Source organism: Paenibacillus sp. J31R98 (assembly GCF_056269245.1).
Genome location: NZ_JBWDNO010000004.1, coordinates 350,735 through 371,338, shown reverse-complemented (window position 1 = coordinate 371,338; position 20,604 = coordinate 350,735). Strand labels below are relative to the sequence as shown.

Annotated in this window: 12 protein-coding genes and 1 riboswitch; of the genes, 3 read left to right on the top strand and 9 right to left on the bottom strand. The window is 53.8% G+C overall.

Features of this window, described 5'->3' with window-relative positions:
* Positions 1-212: 212 nt before the first annotated feature.
* The 6 genes from AC0YNX_RS18115 to AC0YNX_RS18090 all read right to left on the bottom strand — a co-directional run bounded on the left by AC0YNX_RS18115 (position 213) and on the right by AC0YNX_RS18090 (position 10,776).
* Positions 213-959, bottom strand: coding sequence for an ECF transporter S component (locus AC0YNX_RS18115; RefSeq protein ID WP_475817107.1), 747 nt, complete (start codon positions 957-959; stop codon positions 213-215).
* Entirely contained in the window at positions 941-2,635 is a 1,695-nt protein-coding gene (locus AC0YNX_RS18110; protein WP_475817106.1) for an ABC transporter ATP-binding protein, read from the bottom strand. Before AC0YNX_RS18110 ends, AC0YNX_RS18115 begins: the two co-directional genes overlap by 19 nt.
* Complete coding sequence (locus AC0YNX_RS18105; RefSeq protein ID WP_475817105.1) at positions 2,608-3,501, bottom strand: energy-coupling factor transporter transmembrane component T; 894 nt, start codon at positions 3,499-3,501, stop codon at positions 2,608-2,610. Before AC0YNX_RS18105 ends, AC0YNX_RS18110 begins: the two co-directional genes overlap by 28 nt.
* On the bottom strand, positions 3,498-4,520 hold the full coding sequence (locus tag AC0YNX_RS18100; RefSeq protein ID WP_475817104.1) for a DUF4430 domain-containing protein: 1,023 nt from the start codon (positions 4,518-4,520) through the stop codon (positions 3,498-3,500). Before AC0YNX_RS18100 ends, AC0YNX_RS18105 begins: the two co-directional genes overlap by 4 nt.
* A complete protein-coding gene (locus tag AC0YNX_RS18095; RefSeq protein ID WP_475817103.1) occupies positions 4,517-9,631 on the bottom strand; it encodes an S-layer homology domain-containing protein in 5,115 nt (1,704 codons plus the stop codon). The genes AC0YNX_RS18100 and AC0YNX_RS18095 overlap by 4 nt, the downstream gene beginning before the upstream one ends.
* A gap of 208 nt (positions 9,632-9,839) precedes the next feature.
* Positions 9,840-10,039, bottom strand: a riboswitch (cobalamin riboswitch).
* Between the two features lie 155 nt (positions 10,040-10,194).
* Positions 10,195-10,776 carry an ATP-binding protein gene (locus AC0YNX_RS18090; RefSeq protein WP_475817102.1) on the bottom strand — a complete coding sequence of 194 codons (582 nt, stop codon included), beginning with the start codon at positions 10,774-10,776 and terminating at the stop codon, positions 10,195-10,197.
* A 183-nt stretch (positions 10,777-10,959) separates the two neighbouring features.
* On the opposite strand from AC0YNX_RS18090, the gene AC0YNX_RS18085 reads away from it, so the two are divergent.
* Positions 10,960-11,382 (top strand): cupin domain-containing protein, encoded by a 423-nt coding sequence (locus AC0YNX_RS18085; protein ID WP_475817101.1) that lies wholly within the window; start codon positions 10,960-10,962, stop codon positions 11,380-11,382.
* Between the two features lie 596 nt (positions 11,383-11,978).
* Here AC0YNX_RS18085 and AC0YNX_RS18080 read toward each other — a convergent pair.
* A complete protein-coding gene (locus tag AC0YNX_RS18080) occupies positions 11,979-13,805 on the bottom strand; it encodes an ABC transporter substrate-binding protein (RefSeq protein ID WP_475817100.1) in 1,827 nt (608 codons plus the stop codon).
* A gap of 114 nt (positions 13,806-13,919) precedes the next feature.
* Between AC0YNX_RS18080 and AC0YNX_RS18075 the strand changes: the two genes are divergently transcribed.
* Positions 13,920-14,186 (top strand): hypothetical protein, encoded by a 267-nt coding sequence (locus tag AC0YNX_RS18075; protein WP_475817099.1) that lies wholly within the window; start codon positions 13,920-13,922, stop codon positions 14,184-14,186.
* 56 nt (positions 14,187-14,242) lie between these two features.
* On the opposite strand, the gene AC0YNX_RS18070 is transcribed toward AC0YNX_RS18075, so the two are convergent.
* Together AC0YNX_RS18070 and AC0YNX_RS18065 are read right to left on the bottom strand one after the other, a co-directional pair.
* Positions 14,243-16,000 carry a Rieske (2Fe-2S) protein gene (locus tag AC0YNX_RS18070; protein WP_475817098.1) on the bottom strand — a complete coding sequence of 586 codons (1,758 nt, stop codon included), beginning with the start codon at positions 15,998-16,000 and terminating at the stop codon, positions 14,243-14,245.
* A 21-nt stretch (positions 16,001-16,021) separates the two neighbouring features.
* A complete protein-coding gene (locus AC0YNX_RS18065; protein ID WP_475817097.1) occupies positions 16,022-17,254 on the bottom strand; it encodes an MFS transporter in 1,233 nt (410 codons plus the stop codon).
* Between the two features lie 348 nt (positions 17,255-17,602).
* Between AC0YNX_RS18065 and AC0YNX_RS18060 the strand changes: the two genes are divergently transcribed.
* Positions 17,603-20,512 carry a family 78 glycoside hydrolase catalytic domain gene (locus AC0YNX_RS18060; protein ID WP_475817096.1) on the top strand — a complete coding sequence of 970 codons (2,910 nt, stop codon included), beginning with the start codon at positions 17,603-17,605 and terminating at the stop codon, positions 20,510-20,512.
* Positions 20,513-20,604: the final 92 nt, after the last annotated feature.

Genomic DNA, 20,604 nt, shown 5'->3' with positions numbered 1-20,604 from the left:
AGATAACGTGTCTGTGTTCCGTTAGAGAAGGCAGCTCAGAAGTGCAAGAAGTAGGTTGGTTGGTTGGTTGGTTGGTTTATCAAACCTGGCGCGCACTCACCTTGTTGTTACAACTATACTAACCCACTCTGCCTGCAGGTCTAACGGAACGTACAGCGCTTATTCATCCGACAAAGATACTAAGCAGCGACCGAGGGTCTTTATCGACAAATCTAAGGCTCGACTAGCCCATACTTGCGCTTCACCCGCTCCAGCTTCTCGATCATCGGGCGCGCCAAGACGAAGAGGAAGAACACCGTTGCAGCGGCATGGACAAGATCGAACCAGAACCCCGATGCATACGAAGCAAGAACCGCTTCCTTCGTCAGTTGCGGCATGAACATCATAACGGAAGCAATATTCATAATGCCGCCGTAGATAACGAGCGTAACAAGACCACCGAACACGCAGAGCTGCAGTCTGCTGCGTCGCAGCCAGCCTTTCTGGAACAAGATGCCTGCGAGAAAACCGATGATGCCGAAGCAGAACATTTGCCATGGCGTCCACGGCCCTTGTCCGAACAGGAAGTTCGAGACGAATCCTGCTGTAGCCCCAACGAGAAAGCCCGCCTCCGCGCCGAAAGTAACCCCTGCGATGATGACGATTGCGACGACCGGCTTGAACTGCGGCAGCATGAAGAAAGCCGAGCGGCCGGCAACCGCGATAGCTGCCAGCACCGCGATAACAATCAGCTCTCTTGCCTGCGGCTTGCGGCGCTCGAATACCATCGCAAACGGAATCAGCGTGTACAGAATGATTAACAGGCTTATAAAATAATATTTGCGATCATCAAGGACAAGGATGCCTAGGAGCATGGTCGCTGGGATCACGGCTAGAATGAGAAATGCCGACAACCATGTCCGCCGACTAAGACGACGATTTCTACGCTCGTTCTCCTCGATTACTTGATGCTCAGACATCGCTGCACCACACTTTCAATCGTAATCGTCTCTTGCCAGTGCTGCCGCGAAATCCGGTTAGCCGCCGTTGTATAAAAGCTGTTGCCCGAGAAGAAGGCATTCGTCTCGCTTGAGGTAATGACTCCTCCATCGAAGAACATCGCGCACACATCTCCATATCTTGCACAGAACTCGATATCATGCGAGACCATAATTATCGTGACGCCACGTGCTTGCAATTCCTTTAAGAACCCGCCAAGCTTCGCTTTAAAAAATCCATCCAATCCCTTTGTCGGCTCATCCAGAATTAGAATCGTCGGCTCAAGCAGCATGACCTTTGCAAGCGCCGCACGCTGCTGCTCCCCTCCGCTTAAATCATACGGATGCTTGCTCAGAAGCTCCGTAAGCTCGGCCCACTCGACAACCTCGTCGATCGCTGCCTTCTTCTCTTCCTTCGACAGCTTTGAGTCAGACAGCATCTCATAGAGATCCAGCTCGACCGTCTTCTTCACGAACAACGCCTGCGGGTTCTGCGGAAGTACGCCAAGCCGATTCGTGAACAGCTCCCGAGCGTTCATCGAAGCCGGAGAGCGTCCTTCTATCAGCACTTTGCCACGATACGGCTTATGGATGCCGCTAATCATAGACATCGTCGTTGACTTGCCTGTGCCGTTACCGCCAACCAAGCAATAGAACTGCCCTTTTCTCACTGAGAAGGACAGATCCTTGATAATATCAGGTCCGTTCTTCTCGTATTTGAACCAGACATCCTTGAATTGAACGGCGATTGGCGCTTCGGATCGCTTCGTTAATCGCGGATTAGCCGCGTTAGAGACGGGAGTTCCTACAACGGTCTGGCCAATAAAGCGATCCAGCCATTGCCGTCCTTCTTTTACGGTAAGCGGCGTCATAGCTTCTGCATTGGCATAACCAGACGTCAATGCATAGATCTGCACTGCAGCAGGCATCGCGGCAAACATCGGATGCTCCATCGCATGCAGCAGCTTGCCGACTGCACGTGGAGCATCATCCGCAATCACTCTCCCTGCATCGAGAACGATGAGTCGATCCGCGACAGGCAGCGCTTCCTCCAGCCGATGCTCCGTCATTATAATCGTTGTGCCTAGCTCTTGATTGATGCGCCGAATCGTGTCCAGCAGCTCGATTGCCGCAATCGGGTCAAGCTGCGAAGTCGGCTCGTCGAGAATGAGGACTGATGGGTGCATCGCCATAACTGAGGCGAGATTCAGAAGCTGCTTCTGCCCGCCTGACAGCTCCGTCACCGGCTTATGAAACCAGGTCTGGATGCCGAAGAAGCTCGCCATCTCGGCGACGCGTTGCCGAATCGTCTGCTGATCAAGACCAAGACTCTCCAGGCCGAACGCCAGCTCATGCCACACTTTGTCGGTTACGATCTGATGGTCGGGATTTTGCTGCACGAAGCCGATTTCCGATGCTTGCTCACGTTCGCTAACATCCGCGATGGCTCTACCTTTATAACGAATTTGCCCGCTTCTTGCGCCATGCGGCGTGAGCGCAGGCTTCAGATGGCGGAGCAGCGTGCTCTTCCCGCAGCCTGACTTCCCTGCGATGATAATGAATTCTCCGCTGTTAACCGACAGGCTAACCTGCGACAGGGCGGCTTGACGCTGCTCCGGGAAAACGAAGCTTACATCCTCGATGCGATAGATTTCCATCTGACTTCCTCCACAATGGCTAGAATGACTGGCAGCATATACAGCAGGAAGCATGCGATGTAACCTGCGATGCCCAGCACAGGCACTGCGCTTACATGAATCGAAGGAAAGTAGCGAACCGTATTCGCTCCCGTTGCCGCCCCAGCAAGCACAATCCCAATCAACAACACCATAACCGCGAGCAGCAGCTTGTCTCTACGGTCTAGCCGGAAGAGCGTGAAACTTGTCCGCCTCGGCAATCCATAGCCGCGCGACTTCATGGAATCGCTCGTGTCGATCGCGGATTCCATCGCCCACGAGGTGATCATGGATACGATGCGAAGCCCGCTCCGTGCGCGCTGGATGATGCTGCCCTGCGTCATGTCTCTGCCGATGCAGCGCTGCGCCTGCGAAATTACTTTTATCTGGTGCAAGTACCGCGGCACGAAGCGAAGCGTCATCGCTAACACTAACGATAGTGCCGGAAGCGCTCTTCCGAGCAGAAACATCAGCTTATCCGACGTCATAACCGCATTAAAGCAAGAGAACCAGATGACAACCGTAATGTACATAAAAGAGGACGCGATGCCGTATAGCACCGATTCGAGCGTTATCGGATTGCCGTTCTTCAAGTAGAAGAGGATCGTAACGCCGGCGTGATTAAAGACCGGATTGGCCGCGGCCATTACGATAAGCAGTGGCAGCATATAGTACAGATTGAATTTTGCTGCTCCCACGCCTCTTAACAGGATTGAATAAGTCACCGCGGCGACAAGTGCGAACAGCTGCAGCAGGGGATGCAGGAAGAACATGCTGAAGCCAAGCACAGCTGCAAAGTACATCGCATTCACAACCGGATGGCACGAGTCAAAAGCATCCCTTCTCATCGGTTCCCTCCAGAAGCGGTCTGTGCGCCACCTATGTCTCTACCGAGATCACAGGTATACAGCCACTCGATTACATCGCCATCCTTCAGCTTATACCGGCTTGAGCCATAGTTCGGGAACCAGCCGTTCACGCGGTACATCCAGCCGCTAAGCTCACCGCAATCAAATTCATAAATATTATGAATGCCCTCGATATAGTTGCTGTTGTAGAGCGGAGTCATCTCAAACTCCATGTGAATCTTATGCTTCTTCATCTCCCGCAGCAGCACGTCGAATACCGATTCTCCCTCATAGAAAGTGACCTTCTGCTCAGCAAAAATAACGCCGTCCTCCGGCAGCACCTCCAGCTTATCCGTATCAAAATCGTCCATATGATCGAGTATCGTCTTGCAGCTGACGGACAATGTCACGGTGAGTTGCTTCTCCTTGTCCACCTTGGCGTCCTGCCACTCGACGGGGGCAGGCTTGCCAGCAGGCACTTTATCCGTGAGATAGGGATCTTTCTTACCAGAGTCTTTGTCGTCTGCGTTGGAATTAGCAGGCGGCTTGGATTCAGCAGGTGGCGCAGATGTCGATGGCTTGGTCGATGATGGCTTGCTGGATGGAGGCTTGCTCGACTCCGATTTGCTTGTTGATGGTGTGCTCGACGCTGCCTTGCTCGGCACTTCCAAGCCCGTCGAAGCGGCGCCATCCTTCGGCGCGCCTGCCGTCTGTGAATCGATGACAGCGGCTGGCTTGGTCGGCTTCGCAGGAGTCATCGGCTCCGATGACTCCGCCGATTGAACCGGCGGATCGGGCTTCTGCGCAGCTCCGGCGGCCGATTGCCCGACCGCCGGAGCCTGCACATTGGAAGCAGCGGACGAGCTCGCTGCTTCTGATTCCCTCTCTGCAGCATGCGAAGCAACTGCTGCACCACTGCCCTTAGGCGGCTGCTCGCCTCCGCCCCAGTAGAACGCGGCGGCGAGCACCGCGATTATACCAATCGCGGCGAGCCATTTGCGCGAACTGCTCTTGCTCATGATGCGCTTCTCGCATCCGTCATATCATAAAGCCTGGATTTGCCGTTCGCGTAACGGTCAAACGCAACGAGCGCGTACAAGGCCTGATCGGTCGCCATCGGGTCAACCTCGCCAGGCGAAGCGCCGCCATTGCTTGTGCCTCCGGATTTGACGTGATAGAATCCGCCGCTTTGAGCCGCATAGCTTAGCAGCGCATCAAGTGCGGAATGCCCGTTCTTGATGAATCTTGTATCCTGATCCGGATTAATGGCTAGACTTGTCAGCGCTACGACCACTTGCGCGCTGCTCTCCAAGTTTGCCGCGCCATTGCTCACGTACCCGCCGTCTGCTTGCTGATGGCTGGACAGCCAAGCAAGTGCTTGATCCACTGCCGTTCGCACAGCCGGATTCGATTGCACATACGGCGCCAAGCTCTGAAGCGCCATCGCGGTCACATCCGGATCCGCTTCCGTTGCTTTCTCACCTAGTGCCCAGCCGCCATCTGCGAGCTGACGCTTCAACACATACTCGACAAGCAGCTCCCGAGTTGTCTGCGTCTTTCCGCTAGCTGCTGCGGGAACACTATACGCCTTGCTGTCCAACGCGATCAGGGCAAATATCGGTCCGTTGATGCCCTGTTTCACGACTGTATCGAAGTCTGCAAGCCGCCCGAGCAAGTTATAGCCAGCGACGTTATCGACGCTTCTTCCGATTGCAGTCAACGCCAGAATGGCGCGGTCATACTCCGTGTATTTCACATTGTGGAGAACGCCTGATTTTTCTTTCAGCGTCTTCTCCAGATTGTTGTAGTACTTGGCAAAGTAAGAAATCGGCACTTGAATGTCCGAACGAGCAAGTCCAATAACCGACCATTCACCGCCGAGCGTTGAAACGATCGGATCTGTCACCGTCTGCTGGACATAAGCCGCTGTTAAAGCAAGCTGACGGTCGACCTTGTTGCCCGCTGCCGCGTCTTCCGAGTGCTTATTCTTGTAATCAAAAGCACGCATCGCCACGACGAACGACATTTCACGCGTAACCGGCTCTTTTGGATTGAAGTAATTACCACTGCCTGTCATCAGCTGCAAATTGGAGACTGTCTTCACGTCCGCTTGCGCCCATGCCGATACCTTAGCAATGTCCTTCACCGCAGTCGATTGTGCAACAGGCGCAATGTCTAGCGCACGAGCAACCATAACCGCCATTTGTTCGCGCGTAATTGTCTCATTCGGCTTGAACTGATCGCCAAACCCAGTAATGATGTTTGCCTCATGAGCAGCATTCACATAAGGAGCGAACCATGCTTGTTTCGGAACATCCTTGAAGCTGCTCGCTTTTGCCTCCGTCGTTTTCAAGCCGAGCGCACTGACCATTAGCTTCGTAAACTCCGCTCTCGTAACGGAAGCCTTCGGAGTGAGCTTATCTCCGCTGCCCTGAACGAGGCCTCGTTGCACAGCGGTTTGGATCGCCTCATAAGCCCATGTCGCGATTAGATTCGCATCTTGGAATTGCGTGCTCAGCTCTTCATCGCCCCGAGTGGTGTACATCACATAAGACGTAAAATGATTCGTCTTAATGATTAGATCATCCCCGGCAACATAGGCATACGTAACCTTTGCATCACCTTTCGTCGCTTGCGCCCCTTGCTCCTCGGAGTCGTAGACACGAATCGGCGTGAACACATCCCCTTCAATGAATCCGGCGAGCTGTCCTTTACCGCCTTTCACCGTAAGTGTCAGCGGTGTATCGAACCGATATGACTGATCTGCTGCCCCCATGACAAAAGCTTGCTCAATTGATCCAAGCGTCTTGCCCGCTGCAAGCTGTTGCTCAATTTGACTGTTCAGCTTCGCATCCTTCACATCAAGGCTTGTGAACAACTCTATCGAATCGCCGCCTTCGAGCAGCTTCGTGCCTTTCTCAATGGCTAGCGACAGCTTGCCTTTATTAGCCGTAACCTGCGGAAGGCCGTCTCTCGCAGCTGCGATATCGAGAATCACTTTCTGCTGGTTCGCTGGAATGTTGAGCGAGAACTGATCCGTATTTTGCTGATCATGCGTTAACTTAAGGACATAACTCTGCTGACCGTCGTTAGGCACTTCGATGATGTTGTCTTTAACGCCTGTCCCACCGCCATTACCTCCAGATTCTCCAGGGTCTCCGGGGTCTCCGCTCGGCGGGTCCCAGTCGCCCGGATCTTGGCCTAAATCAACACCGAGGTCTAGCGTATAACGCCAAGCTACAACGTCGTTCTGCTTCAGGTTGTACACGCCGGCGCTGTAATTCGGGAAGACACCGTTAACCGAGTACATCCATCCGCTCTCCGGACCGCGGTCGAATTCGCTCAAACCATCAATCCCTTGCACGTAGAGCGTCTGTCCCGAGCCAATTTTACGGACCTTGCCGGGCAATTCACGCGCAAGCACCGAATACGCCGTCTCTCCCGTTTGCAGCGCAACTTGCTTGGACTCAAGTATCGTGCCTTTCTGATCATCACCTGTTACCGACAAGGTGATATATTTGGTCGTCGGAGGTTGAACGACAGCCTTCTCCGCAACCTTCAGCGATTGAACCGTACGAACGACACTTGGCGCTTTATTCGCCAGATAGCCCGTAATTTCCATCGAATAAGTGCCAGCAGAAGCAATGCCGCTGCTGAACACAGCTACACCATTCGAATCGGTATTCACTTGCTTCGTACCGATTTTCACCTGAACGCCTGCCGCTGCTGAAGTAACGACTTCGCTGCCGCTATCGCTCCAGTTGAGCTTGGTTTTCTTTACGGTTACCCGGAATGTCTCGCCCGCTTTGGGCTCCGAAGGCGTGACTTGCACGGAATCAACGAGCTGCGTATCATCGCCGCCATAGTAGACGACGAGCTTGTCGGACTTCTGCAGATCATAAGCATCCATGCCGACAGCCGGGAAGCTCCACTTTCCGTCGCGGAACACGTCAAACAACCATCCGTCATATCCGCCATACTTGCCGGCTTCCACTCCGTTAATCGCGGAGACATATTTCCCATACTGAGAGTCCGTCACCGTGATCGGAACTTGATTTTGCTGCAAAAGCTCCTCAAGTGAAGCAAGTGCCTTCGTTCCGCTCAGCCTACCTGAAGCGATGGCGCCTTCCGGTCCTTCCACTTGAACTTGCACGTACGGCTGCGGCTTGCCGAACTGGTACAGCTTCCCTGTCCCATGGATGAACATTTCATAAGCGCTGAGCGCTTGCGATGCTTGTTCGGTTGCCATGAAATCGGTAGCTGCCTGCGGATCGATAACATGCGAGAAACCACCGTCAGCCTGCAGATAAGTGAACAGCTTGTCCAGCAGCGTAATGCCATTCTTCGTAAAAGCAGCGCTCGTCGGGTCAACTCCGTTCGAAGCCAGCGCTATGATCGCTTGCGCGACTCCTTCGCTAGAATCAACGCCGGAAGATAAGTAACCGCCGTTCGCTTTCTGATTCGCCGATAGCCAGCTGACCGCCTTTTGCCCTGCTGTCTGAACAGCCGATTGTGAGCGATATGGAGCTAGCGCCGTGAGAGCCATCGCCGTTATGTCGGGGTCACTGACATCGCCGAACAGAGCGAAACCACCGTCTGTTTTTTGCTTTGCGAGAATAGCAGCTAGTAGCTTGTCCCGATTCCACAGCGCATCTGCCGGAGTGCTGTACTCGCCGCTGTCGAGTGCAAGCAGCGCGAATATCAGTCCGTTAAGACCTTGCGCTTCCATGATACTGCTGTTGTAAATCTTCTCAACGAGATTCTCGCCGCCGTAATCCGTTGCATCCAGATGCAAAGCAGATAAGGCCATCACGATGCGCTCATAGTCCGTAACTAGCGCATACTCTGGATGTTGCTTCAAGAGGTTTAAGAAACTATCAACAGCGGTCAAGTAGCTGGTCGGCACCTCATGTCCGGCACGGATGACGGCAATCGCCTGCCATTCCCCGTCCGACCAGTGACCATCACCAAGTATCCAGTCCGTCGGCCAACCATACGCCTGTCGTGCGCCGAAATCATAGAGTCGGTCACCATCTTTGGCAAAAGAATCATAGGCAAGGAGTGCTTGCAGCGCTTGTTCTGTCGCCATCCCGTTCGATGCGCCTGTCGGCGTATGTTTGAAGCTTCCGTCCGATAGGCGGAAGGAGAGTAGCTTCTGCATGAGATTGACGCCATTCTTCGTAAATCGGCTTTCGGTCGGATCAATCCCATTCGACACAAGTCCAATAATCGCTTGCGAGACGCTTTCGCTCGCGTCTTGGCCATAGGACAAATAGCCGCCATTCGCCTGCTGGTGTTCGTTCAGCCAATTAACCGCTCCGTCAACAGCTGGTTTCACCTCATCTTGCCCAGCATAAGGCGCCAGCGCAATGAGCGTCATCCCTGTCATGTCCGGATCGCTGGCACCGCTGCCTAGGGCGAATCCGCCATCTTCCTTCTGTTTCGCAATAATTGCTGCGACGAGTTTATCACGCGTCCACAGCGCATTTGCTGGTACTTCATAGTTACCGCTGTCGATCGCGATAAGCGCATAGAGCGGACCGTTCAGCCCCTGATTCTCCATTCGCTCGCTGTTGTAGATGCGCTCAATCAAGTTGTACCCCGCGAACTTCGTCGCGTCTTGATGAGCGGCGGTAAGCCCAATGACCGTCCGCTCATAATCGGTTACGAGCGTGAAAGTCCCATTGGCCGCAACCAACTTCTCATAGAGCGCTGGAATATAGCTGCTCTGCAGCGGCTTGTTTGCTTTGGAAAGTCCGACAGCCTGCCAATCGTCAATTGTCGTGCGGCTCTGAATCGTCAGAGCCGCTGCTTCAATAGCAGCCTCAACGTCCTGCAGCATCGAATCAGCTGCAGTCGCTTCTAGCTGTGACTGCTCTTGCTCCTGCGGCTGGGACTGCTCCTGTTGCGGTTCCTGCTCCTGTTGCGGTTCCTGCGGCTGTGAATCCGACTCCGATTGCGACGGTGTCTGCAACTCCGACTGCTGAGGAGACGAATTCTCCTCTTCTGCCATCGCCGCCAGCGGCTGCACGAAACAGCCAATGAACACAGCTAGCGCTAGTAGAACCGCGAGTAGCCGTTGCCTGCTCCCCTTCCTGCGAAATGCGGACTCGAATAATGATGCCTGCATACCTTCACTCTCCCTTAAAAATAGTATTCGAATTGATATAAAGCGGATCCCGTATCGTTAGAAACGGTCAGCGAACAAAAAAAAGCCGCCCTCGTGGGCGGCTTTACATGCAGGCGGCGAAGAAGCGCTAATGTTCCAGCGCAAACTAAATAAAGCTGACAGCAATGTGTCAAGCTTCCGCTTCCAATTCTCACCTCCCGAAGAATTGGGAAACACTCACGCAAAGGCAGGTCTCCTGGCTCATGAATCATCGCTTCTCTAACCTTCCCAGTTCAGCTTACGAACCAGTGGCATTACTAGAGTCGCTCCTCAATTACAGTGGCGGGACCGCGTCGGACTTTTGACCGAACTTCCCTTTTAAGCAATCCTTGCTACACGCAAGAATGCACCTTTACGGATCCGATATTCAATTCATCGTTTCATCATACTGGCTTTTGCTAGAGTTGTCTATCTACGATTTGGCGGGTTGTGCATGCGATGTCGCGTGAATGATATTAATTCGGTTCCCATCCGGATCGAACACGTCGACTCACTCACCGGGATGAAGATACTTCCAATTCGGCTCAATGTCTTTTTTGCGCGGGCTCCGTCTCTATTGCAATTTGGATGATCTGTTCAATCGTTGGCTGTACATCGTCAGTGGATTGAATGGTGTACATAAAGTCAGCTTCATCAGCTGTAGGCTTATTCATGGCGTCTTTGAGTGGGTCCGCCTTCTGCCTGCGGAGCACTTCTTGGAAGGATGCAGCGGACCGAAAAATCTTTTTGCTGCGCTCGCTGCTTGCCACCCGCTCCTCGAGGATATGATCTGGTAGATCGAATTCAACGAGTACGGTAATGAAGCCCTCATGCTGAAAATGCTTCAGCAGCCGCTGACGTCCCTCTCGATCCCGGTTAGAATTGCACATAATGAGATGGTGATCGGTCTGGTGGATAGCGTAATTGACAATCGTTTGGGTCACGGCAAATTTGAGTTGATTCGGGCCTTCAGTTGGCTGAAGCTTCCTGTAATAGGAGTTGATGAACTCCGCATGATTGTCCTGGTCGATCACGACCGAACCCGTTAGCTGCTGCTCTAACGCTCGGGCGAAAGTCGATTTACCGCTATGGGTGAAGCCTACTGTGACGACTACTAATCTTGTCATGTATACAGCTCCATTCTCATGTTTAGGTGGGCTGCTATTTCTATTCTCTTGTAAGAGTGAAAATCCTGTGTTTGTTGCAGGATTTAAGGAAAATTTTGGGCGGTTATGTAGTGAGAGGTCGAGTTCTCTTAGGTGTGGAATAGGTTAGGAGAGGCACGGTTATTATGCGGGGAGGCGGGCTGTATGAGTAAAATTCCGGGGCAAGGTCAGTGCAAAGTGATTCGTACGACGAGCGAGAGTCAGGGGAAGCAAGGGTTTGATTATATGGAAGCCATCTCGGCAGAGAGCACCGGGTCGCGAGGAATCTGTATGCATCTGCTGACCATACCGCCAGGCGGACGCAGCAAAGCGCATTTGCATCAAGATCACGAGACGGCGATCTATGTGCTCCGTGGAAAAGCAGCCATGTGGCACGGCGAGCAGCTCGAGCAGTACGTCGAGGTGGAGGCAGGGCAATTTCTGTACATCCCGGCAGGCGTCCCGCATCTGACGTATAACGTATCCGATACGGAGCCATGCTCAGCCGTCATCGCCCGCACCGACCCCAACCAGCAGGAGAGCGTGACTCTTCTGCCGGAGTTGGAGGGGCAGCGGCCAGCTCCCTGAGTGTGGCGGATGAGAGCGGCTTTTCCCGCTCTCATCTAGGCTAACCCCTACTTTCGCGCGACGAAAGAGGCTTTTTCCGCTTTCAGTCCAGTAACCACTGCTCTTACTGAACTTGTTGCTCTCTGAGAGCGGCTTTTCCCGCTTTCATCTAGGCTAACCCTTACTTTCGCGCGACGAGAGAGGCTTTTTCCGCTTTCACTCCAGTAACTGATGCTTTTACTGGCTTTTTGTTCTTTGAGAGCGGCTTTTCCCGCTCTCATCTAGACTAAACCCTGCTTTCGTACGCCGAGAGAGGCTTTTTCAGCTTTCATTCTAGTAACTACTGCTACAAACCTACGGAACACAACAAAAAATGCGTTAGTTTGGTCAACATCGGCGACGAGAGCACATAAATGTTCTCTCAGCCAACTTTCGGCGTGTTTTGGATACTGAGAGCACGTATACGTTCTCTCAGCCACAAAAAATGGGTTAGTTTGTTCAACAACGGCGACGAGAGCACACATGTGTGCTCTCAGCCAACTTTCGGCGTGTTTTCGATGTTGAGAGCACGTATATGTTCTCTCAGCATCTTCGCCAGAAATGCCCCCACTATGAATTCACACACCTACAATCGATTTCCCCGTGCTCTGCACCCACACGTCCTTGAAATCGATCCAGCCGAGAGGCGAGACTGTAATGCCTTTCAGCCCCGGCTGGTATGCTGCGTTGTTCTTCCGGTGGATGAGGAACAGCACGTATGTCTCCTCGCGAAGCCGCTCCTCGATCTGTCCGAGCAGAATGCGCCGCTCGTCATCGGTCTTCGCGGCGAGTGCGAGGTCGATCTGCAGCTTGGACCATTCGAAGAATTCGGGGTGAAGGTGTTCCTTCAAGAAGCTGCCTTGCTGCTCATAGGATTCTACCTCGCATACCTCGTCTTGATCCAGCACAATGCTGTACAGCACGCAATCCGCCTCGCTCACATTTCTGCGCCTTATATAGTCGATGCCATCTTGGATCTGAATATTGACCGGAATTCCGTGCTCAGCACAGCGAGCCTGAATCCATGCCGTATCCTCCCGGTAGCTGCTGCTCGCAAACAACGTAATCGGCGTACCATCATACCCTGCTGCGCGAAGCAGCAAATCCGCTTCAGCAGGATCATACCGTACGCTCCGGTATGGTGTGTGCTCATCTGGACGGAATCCGCGCGCCGGATACATCCGCTCTTCGCCGAGATCCTCGATCATCCGTTTCCGGTCAATCAGCAGATCGATCGCTTTGCGAAAGAGCGGTGACTGCTGAGGACCTTGCCGCCTCATGTTCCACGTAATGAGCGTGCAGCCCTGGCTGAGAACCTCGACCGAATCCAGATCCATATCCGTCTGCTGTTCTTGACTGTTATGATCCACGAGCAGCTTCTCCCAGCATTTACGCGAGGATATCCCGTGCTCCGGAGGCATAAAGGCAATCTCGACGCCATCCAGATGCGCTCTCCCATGGTAGTAGCTCGGATTGGCCGCGAGCATAAGCCGGTCCTCATTCCACTCGGTAATCATGAATGGCCCCGTTCCTACCGGGCTTCGCCAGAATGCCTCTCCCTCCTTCAACACGGCATCCCGCGGTACAATGGAAGCCGTCGTTGAGCACATGAAACGATGGAAAATCCGGTTCGGCTTCGCAAGCTCAATGCGAATGGTGCGCGGCCCTACCGCTTCAATCTTCACGACGGAACGCAGCACCCAACTATGTGCCTTACCTGCTCGCAGCCGCTCGAGCGTAAACAGAACATCCTCCACCGTCAGCGGATGTCCATTATGGAAATGAACGCCTTTACGCAGATGGAAATGCCATACACTCGCATCATTATTGCATTCCCACGCGTGTGCGAGCGCTGGGACAACCCGTCCGGTTGCCGTATCCAATTCTACCAAGCAGTCGAAGACTTGCCGGACCATATGGGCATCGAACGAAAAATAGACTTCGCCCGGATCGAGCGTAACGATAGGATAAAGGACAGGCATTCGCAACGTATCGACGAGCCTCTTCCCATCCTCCACTTCGGCCCGATAGCCAAAATGATGATTAAGCCACTCCGTGAACCGCTCATTCACCTGAGATCCGATTCCATGCTTATGAATAAGCTCGAAAGCGAGTTTATAATCGCCTCGCTGCGCCATTTGCCGCGCCAGATCGAGCAGCATAGCATCCCGCTCTGACCGAAAAACAAGCCGCGACCGATTCCCGCGTCCCCGCCCCGGCAGCCATTCGATAAGCCCCTCGTCTTCCATCTTGCGCAGCACAAGCTTCACGTTGCGCGTCGTGCAAAAGAGCACCTCCGCAAGTTCTTCAAGCGAGACTTCAATTGGCGTGCCAATACCCATTGCATTCTCCCCTGCAAACCGCTTATATAAGTCCAAATACCGTTCCGCCGTACCGCTTTGCATCTCGCATGACCTCCATTCGCCATAAAAGGGGAAGTTTGTTACGAAGATTCTACTCTTTTTATCCCCTTTTAGCCAGCGCATAATAAATCTATAAACGGCAGAGGGGGAAACGACATGTTACAGCACAATAGCACTTACACAAATGAGAAATTGTGGCAGTACCAGCAAGAGGAGCTTGAGCGAAATATTCAACAAGCAGAGCTCATCCGTCAGGCAAAAGTACGCCAGCAAACGCAAAAAGCGAAGCAATCAGCTAGCGCGAAGCAATCGGCAGCCAGATTCAAACTGCCCAGCTATTTAAGTAAATGGCTTCTGGCAAACACAGATGCCACTCCCGATCGTTCAGAATGCGAGCGAGGTGAACAGCTTCATGCTGAATGATTGCAAAAGGCGGCTTTCCACTTTATAGAAAAGTGAAAAGCCGCCTTCTTCTTTTCTTACTCCTCGAACAATCGCTCGCCGCGATGCAGCCGCCATGCGATCTGCGCCGTATGCGGGAGCTCGCGGGCGGTTGGCGCATGCGCCGCCAAGTAGCGCGTACATGCGAGAAGCATCGTCTCTTGCGCACGAAGAGCGAAAGCATCCTGCCTTACCGACCAGCGCTCGTACTCCGCAACAGCCGCCTCGTACATTTGGAACGTATGGAACTCCGCATCCTCCCGAAGCAGCGCAGCGCCAAGCGTGTTCAACAGCGAGCCGACTTCCCCGCCGCGCTCCAGATAGTTCGCCGTCCATTGCGCCGCGCGATCGACTTGCTGGCGCTGATCGAGCAGCTGCAGCAGCTCCTCCGTGCTCGGCACAGCCGCGGTCTCGCCGCTGCCAGCCGTTGCCTTCGGACGCTTCGCTGCCGGAACATTCAAGAAGCGATCGAGGTAGACGCTGATCGCCCCGTGGAAGATCGCCCGCTGAAGCAGCGGTTCTTCCGAGCGCAGCAGCCGCTCATGCACGGCATGCGCATATGTGAATGTATGCAGCACCGCGACCCAATCGCGGAAGTCATTCTGCGTATGGAAGCGCACGACCCGCTCCGCTGCGGCAAGCGTCACGAGCTGGGCCAGCTTAGCTGGAGCCATGCCGGCTAGCAACAGATCCCTTACCAGCTCTATCGTTTGGAGCGGTTGTTCGCTTAGCAGCTGTTCCAGGATGAAGCTCTCATCCTGATTCACGCTTATACCCTCGCCTACGCCAGAACCACCTCGCTCCGCTAGCTGCCGCACCGCCTCTTGTATCGGCTCGACCAAGTTAACCGGCGCCTGCCAATGATGCTGCTCCTCGCTTCGCGTCGGGTTGCCCATCATATGCAGCAGCGACGTCAGGATGCGCTTCTCTTGTCCGTTCTCTGCAAGCTCAAGCGCTTCGAACGCCTTGTTATGGAAATCGAACACATGCCCGCCGTCGAGATAGAAATGATCCGTTGCTCCAATGAGCATCATATCCGCGAGCTGCTCCACACTCATTCCTTTGTCGATCGCGGTAATAACCAGCTTCTCCGCCCCTTGCGTATCCCGCACTTCAATGCAATTGCGATACCAGCCGGCAAGCCGCTCGAAGGATACGTCTGCTGACGGCAGCGCCCCCAACAGATGACGGCTGCTGCGGCCGGAGCTGTTTCGCGCGACATGAACAAGCCCCTGATAGAGTGCAAGAATCCGCCCCTGCTTATCTAGCTTCGGAATAATCCGGACCATCGCTGTCAGGATCGTCAGGCCTGAGTTCCATCCATTGCCGTTCTCGGTACCGAACCGAATGCCAATCCGCGCAATTTCTGCATCAGAGACATTCGCTTCAACGAGACCGACAACCGCTTTGGCGATGACGATGCTAATATTTTGCTGAAGCCCTTCCATTAACCGCTCTTTATATTTCTCAACATGATTCGCCGATCTTGGTCTCGGGTTGACATACACTTGCTCGTCTTCGATCTTCACCTCATAAGATGGCACATCGTCCGCCCACGGATCAAGCGTTCCGCCGCTGCAGACGTCGAACCGCGCATGATGCCAGTGGCAGGTCAGGATTCCATCGCAAAGGCTGCCCATATGAAGCGGAAAACCAAGATGCGGACAACGGTTATCGACGGCAAAGATCTGATTCTCATGAGAGAACACAGCAATACCGCCTCGAACGACGGCTGCACCTTTTTCCCGCAATTCTGCGACGCTGCCAGCTTGAATCCAATCTGTCTTCGTACTCATCTGGGCCATCTCCTCCGATTCTTATTCTCGTATTAACCAGAACAACAAGTATTGCATTGCAGCCGAACCTGTGAGCACAACCGGCAGCCAGATGGAGTCGAGATTCTTGGAGAAGCACAGCAGCAGCGTGATCGACAGGATCCGTCCTGCATTCAGAAACACCTCGCGCATGACGACCGACTCTACCTTCAGCTGCCCTTTTAGCGGAAGTGTGCCGATAAGCCTGTAATAGTATGAGGTCAGCGTGTTGACCGCAAGCGGGTTGCAAATCGAGAACATCATCATGAAAATAACTACCGTCCACGTCGAAACATCATAGAGCAGGAACACCGCCCCGAACAGAATGCCGGTCGTCGAGAACAGCACGTACTTCCGCACCTGCTCTTTCTTCGCTTTGCGAGAGATGACATAGCCTGTTCCAACGGTCAGCGCGGCGAAGAAGACGCCGAAGTAGCCGACCAAGTCCTCTCGTCCAACGGTTTGATAGAGTAATATATTCGGCAGAAACAGCATAATTCCTTGAAACAAGCCGAGCACGAAGAATGAGGCCAGCCCCTTGAGCCACACCGCGTTCTTGCGCATGACGATCCCCATTAAATTCAGATGGTATGCGCGATGATGCGTCGGAACAGTCGGTATTCGGAAGCTAATGACGGAGGCGAGCACGAACATAACGAATGCAAAAAGGAACGTAATAATATAGCCTTGAAGCCCCTCATTCAGGCGGATAACAAACCCTGCCAGTGCAGGACCGACCAGCCCCGCGCCGTTGAAGACGATCATATTAATCGCGAGAAAACGAATCCGGTTCGTCTCCGTCGACACATCGTATTGCAGCACGAGATACCCGGTCCAATAGAAGCCACTCGCCATGCCATGGAAGATCGCGAAGAGCATGTACCATTCCGCTACCTTCTCCTGTGCAATAATGACGAGCAGGTAAAATACCGCAATAGTCAGGATACCGAGTCGATAGGTGACCATCCGGTCCTTCCGCTTCGTAATCCATCCTCCGAGTGCGAAGGCGACAGGCGTGAATAAGAATACGATCATGTTATAGAAACCGTTAACTGCAAGATCCTGCGTGAGGCGCCATAGATACAAATTCAGAAACAGACCAGACATCGAGGCGCCGAACTGAAAACAACCGTGGATAATTAGCGCAATAATCGCTTCTCTGCCAAGCTGGCGTTCCTTCGGTACAGGAGCGCTCCGTAGGTTGTGGGGCCATCGAAATCCGAGACTTGCCTTCATATGCGAAAGGTCCTCCTCATGCAAGATTGCAGGTATCTGCTCATCCAATTGCTGACATTGTATCATAGCGGCCAACAATGGTAAGCGCTTTATTTTCCCCTCTCGTGCGAAAATAATTGATCTGCTCGGCCTACACCCCAATTCAGCGGCAAAATCAGCCTTTTTGCTGGGATAGGGTCGATTCGGGCTCTTATGCTTCACTTGACGGGGCTTTTGGCTCAAACTCGTATATACACATGTCTGAAATGACCCCTATAAATGTCTGAATCAAACCCTTTCAAGGAGGACATTCTCCATTACAATGAGGGAGATAACGATATGTCTACAATTGAAGGAGGCTGCTTATCAATGTGGCAAGCATCATGGATTTGGGGATCAGGAGAAGAAAGCCCGCGCAATGCGTGGCGTTGTTTCCGCAATAGCTTTCAATACGAGGCGGAGGGCAGCAGCAATACGACGGTGAAGCTGACGGCTGACTCTCGCTATGTGCTTTATGTCAATGGGGTGCAAGTTGGACGCGGACCGGTTCGGTCTTGGCCGTTCGAGCTTGCTTATGATGAATATGAGATCGGGCATCTATTGAAAGCCGGCAGCAATACGATTGCAGTTCTAGTGCTGCACTATGGTGTCGCGACATTCCAATATTTGCGCGGCAGAGGCGGCTTGCTGCTGCAGGTGGCTACTGTTGCTGAGAATGGAACCGAGCGCGTTATTGCTGCAACGGATGCGAGCTGGAAGACGACGGAGCATGATGGTTACGACGCGCGCTCCTCGCGTATTTCGTGCCAGCTACCTTTTGCCGAGCGATATGATGCAAGAAGCGTGAACGCTGCATGGACGGAATCGGCTTTCGATGATTCTGCTTGGGAATCGGCTGACGTTATCGGCAGTGCTGGTATGGCTCCTTGGACGAGCCTTGTACCAAGATCGATTCCCTATCTAACAGAGGAACCAATCTATCCTGCCCGTGTGGAAGAGATGAACTTCGTGAAGCCAGCTGCTTGGAATGGCGTGTTCGATGTTCGGACCTTGCTTGTGCCGGAGAGTGTTAATCATGCAAATCCGCTTTCTTTCGTCGGGTTTATGGCAACTGTGGTTACACTGTCTGAGGCAGCAACCTTCACAATTGGCAGCGTCGATAACGGCCGAATTCCGCTTCGGGTAAGTGTGGATGGCAAATGGTTTGATTCTACAGACTACTATGGCGAGAATCCGCAGCAGTTCGTATCGGCGGAGCTTCCTGCCGGCGAGCATTTCCTGCTGTTCGATCTGAGCCGGGGCTCGCATGGTCATAGCTATCACCTCGGCTTCCACGCGGATGTGGCGTTCGAGGTACGTTCTCCGCTTGCAGGCGGCGAGGGCGCGTCAGGTGGGGCAGGCGGGTTCAGCTCCGTTCCATTCGCTGCAATTGGACCATTCGACTGGGCCGAGCATATCGACCATCAGCCGGATACGTCCATCCGCAAGGAACAACCGGAGCACCAAATCATGCTCGGGGTTGGCTCAGCCGAACAGCTGCTAAGCAATCACTCGGAATGGGTGCGCGAGGTGCCGGAGGATCTGTTTACGAGAACCGATGTGTACGGCGAGTCCGTGTGGCATGTTATTGAACGGCCGCTGCCTGTGCCGGTTCAATTGCAGCAAGCCGTGCTTGCTAGCGGCAACTCCGCTGTTGTGCCTGTCCATGCAGAGCTGGACACCGAGCTTGTCATTGATTTTGGCAGGGAGCTCTCCGGGTATATTGCCTTCGAGGTCGATGCAGCTGAAGGCACGGTTATCGACGGCTACGGATTCGAATTCATGCGTGACGGCTGGCGCCAGCACACGTATGAGCTGGACAACACGTTCCGCTACACATGCCGTGAAGGCAGACAGTCTTATGTATCTGTCGTGCGCCGCGGTCTGCGGTACTTGGCGATTACCGTGCGAGGTGCCTCGCGTCCTGTGAAGCTCGTAGAAGTGAAGCTGCTGCAAAGCAATTTCCCTGTCGCAAATGTCGGCGTGTTCCAATCCAGCAATGCGATGCTGAATGAAATTTGGCGAATTAGCCGGGACTCGACGCGCCTCTGCATGGAAGATACGTTCGTGGATTGCCCTGCATTCGAGCAGACGTACTGGGTCGGCGATGCGCGCAACGCTTCTCTAATCAACTATTATGCATTTGGCGATGCGGATATCGTTGAACGCTGCTTGCGGCTTGTTCCCGGTTCTGCGTTCCAATCGCCGCTCTATGGCGATCAGGTGCCAAGCGGCTGGAGCAGCGTCATCCCGAACTGGACCTTCTTCTGGATCACCGCTTGCCTGGAGCATTATCAATATACGGGCAATGAACAGTTCGCGCGGGATATGTGGCCGCATGTTCGGTTCACGCTGGAACATTACTTGGAACATATTGATGCACGCGGACTTCTCTGCAAGCGAGGATGGAACCTTCTCGATTGGGCGAACTTCGAACAGCCGGGCGATGGCGTCGTCACACCGCAAAATATGTTCCTCGTCAAGTCGCTCCGCGATGCGGCTGCGCTTGCTTCGGCCGCAGGCGATGAGGCTGGTGGCACGGATCTGCTGGAGCAAGCCGTGCAACTCCGCAGCGCGATCAATGCGCACCTGTGGGATGAAGGCCGCGCCGCGTACTTGGATTGCATTCACATTGACGGACGTCCATCCTCAACGGTGAGTATGCAAACGCAAGTTATCGCGATGCTCTGCGAAATTGCGGATGGCGATCGTGCTGAGGTGCTGGATGGTTATGTCGTTGAGCCTCCGGCTCATTTTGTCCAGATCGGCAGCCCGTTCATGTCCTTCTTCTATTACGAAGCGCTTGCGAAGCTCGGGCATCAGGATACGATGACTGCGGACATTCTGCACCAATACGGCGCGATGGTCGACAACGGTGCAACGAGCACGTGGGAAGTGTATCCGACAAGCGGCATTACGCATAATGCGAAGATGCTTACGCGCAGTCATTGCCACGCTTGGTCCGCGGGGCCCGCGTTCTTCCTCGGCGCCGAGGTGCTCGGCGTTCGCGGCGCAAGCCCAGGCTGGACGAAGGTGTCGATCGCACCGAAGCCGGTCGGTCTCACTTGGGCGCGCGGAAGCGTTCCGCTGCCAGGCAGCGGCCGCATCGACGTAAACTGGACGCTGGATACGGCGGCGAACGTCATGAAGCTTCGCGTCGTCGCGCCTTCGCGAGTCGAGCTGGCGTTCGAGCAGCCGGAAGGCTATGAGCTTGAGATTGAAGAGATTCGAGTCGGTTAAGGAATAAAGTGGTGGGAGTCTACTCTATGGGGACTCTCACCGTTTTTTTGTTATGCGTGTATGTAGTAGCAACGAGGGAGCCTGAGAATTTT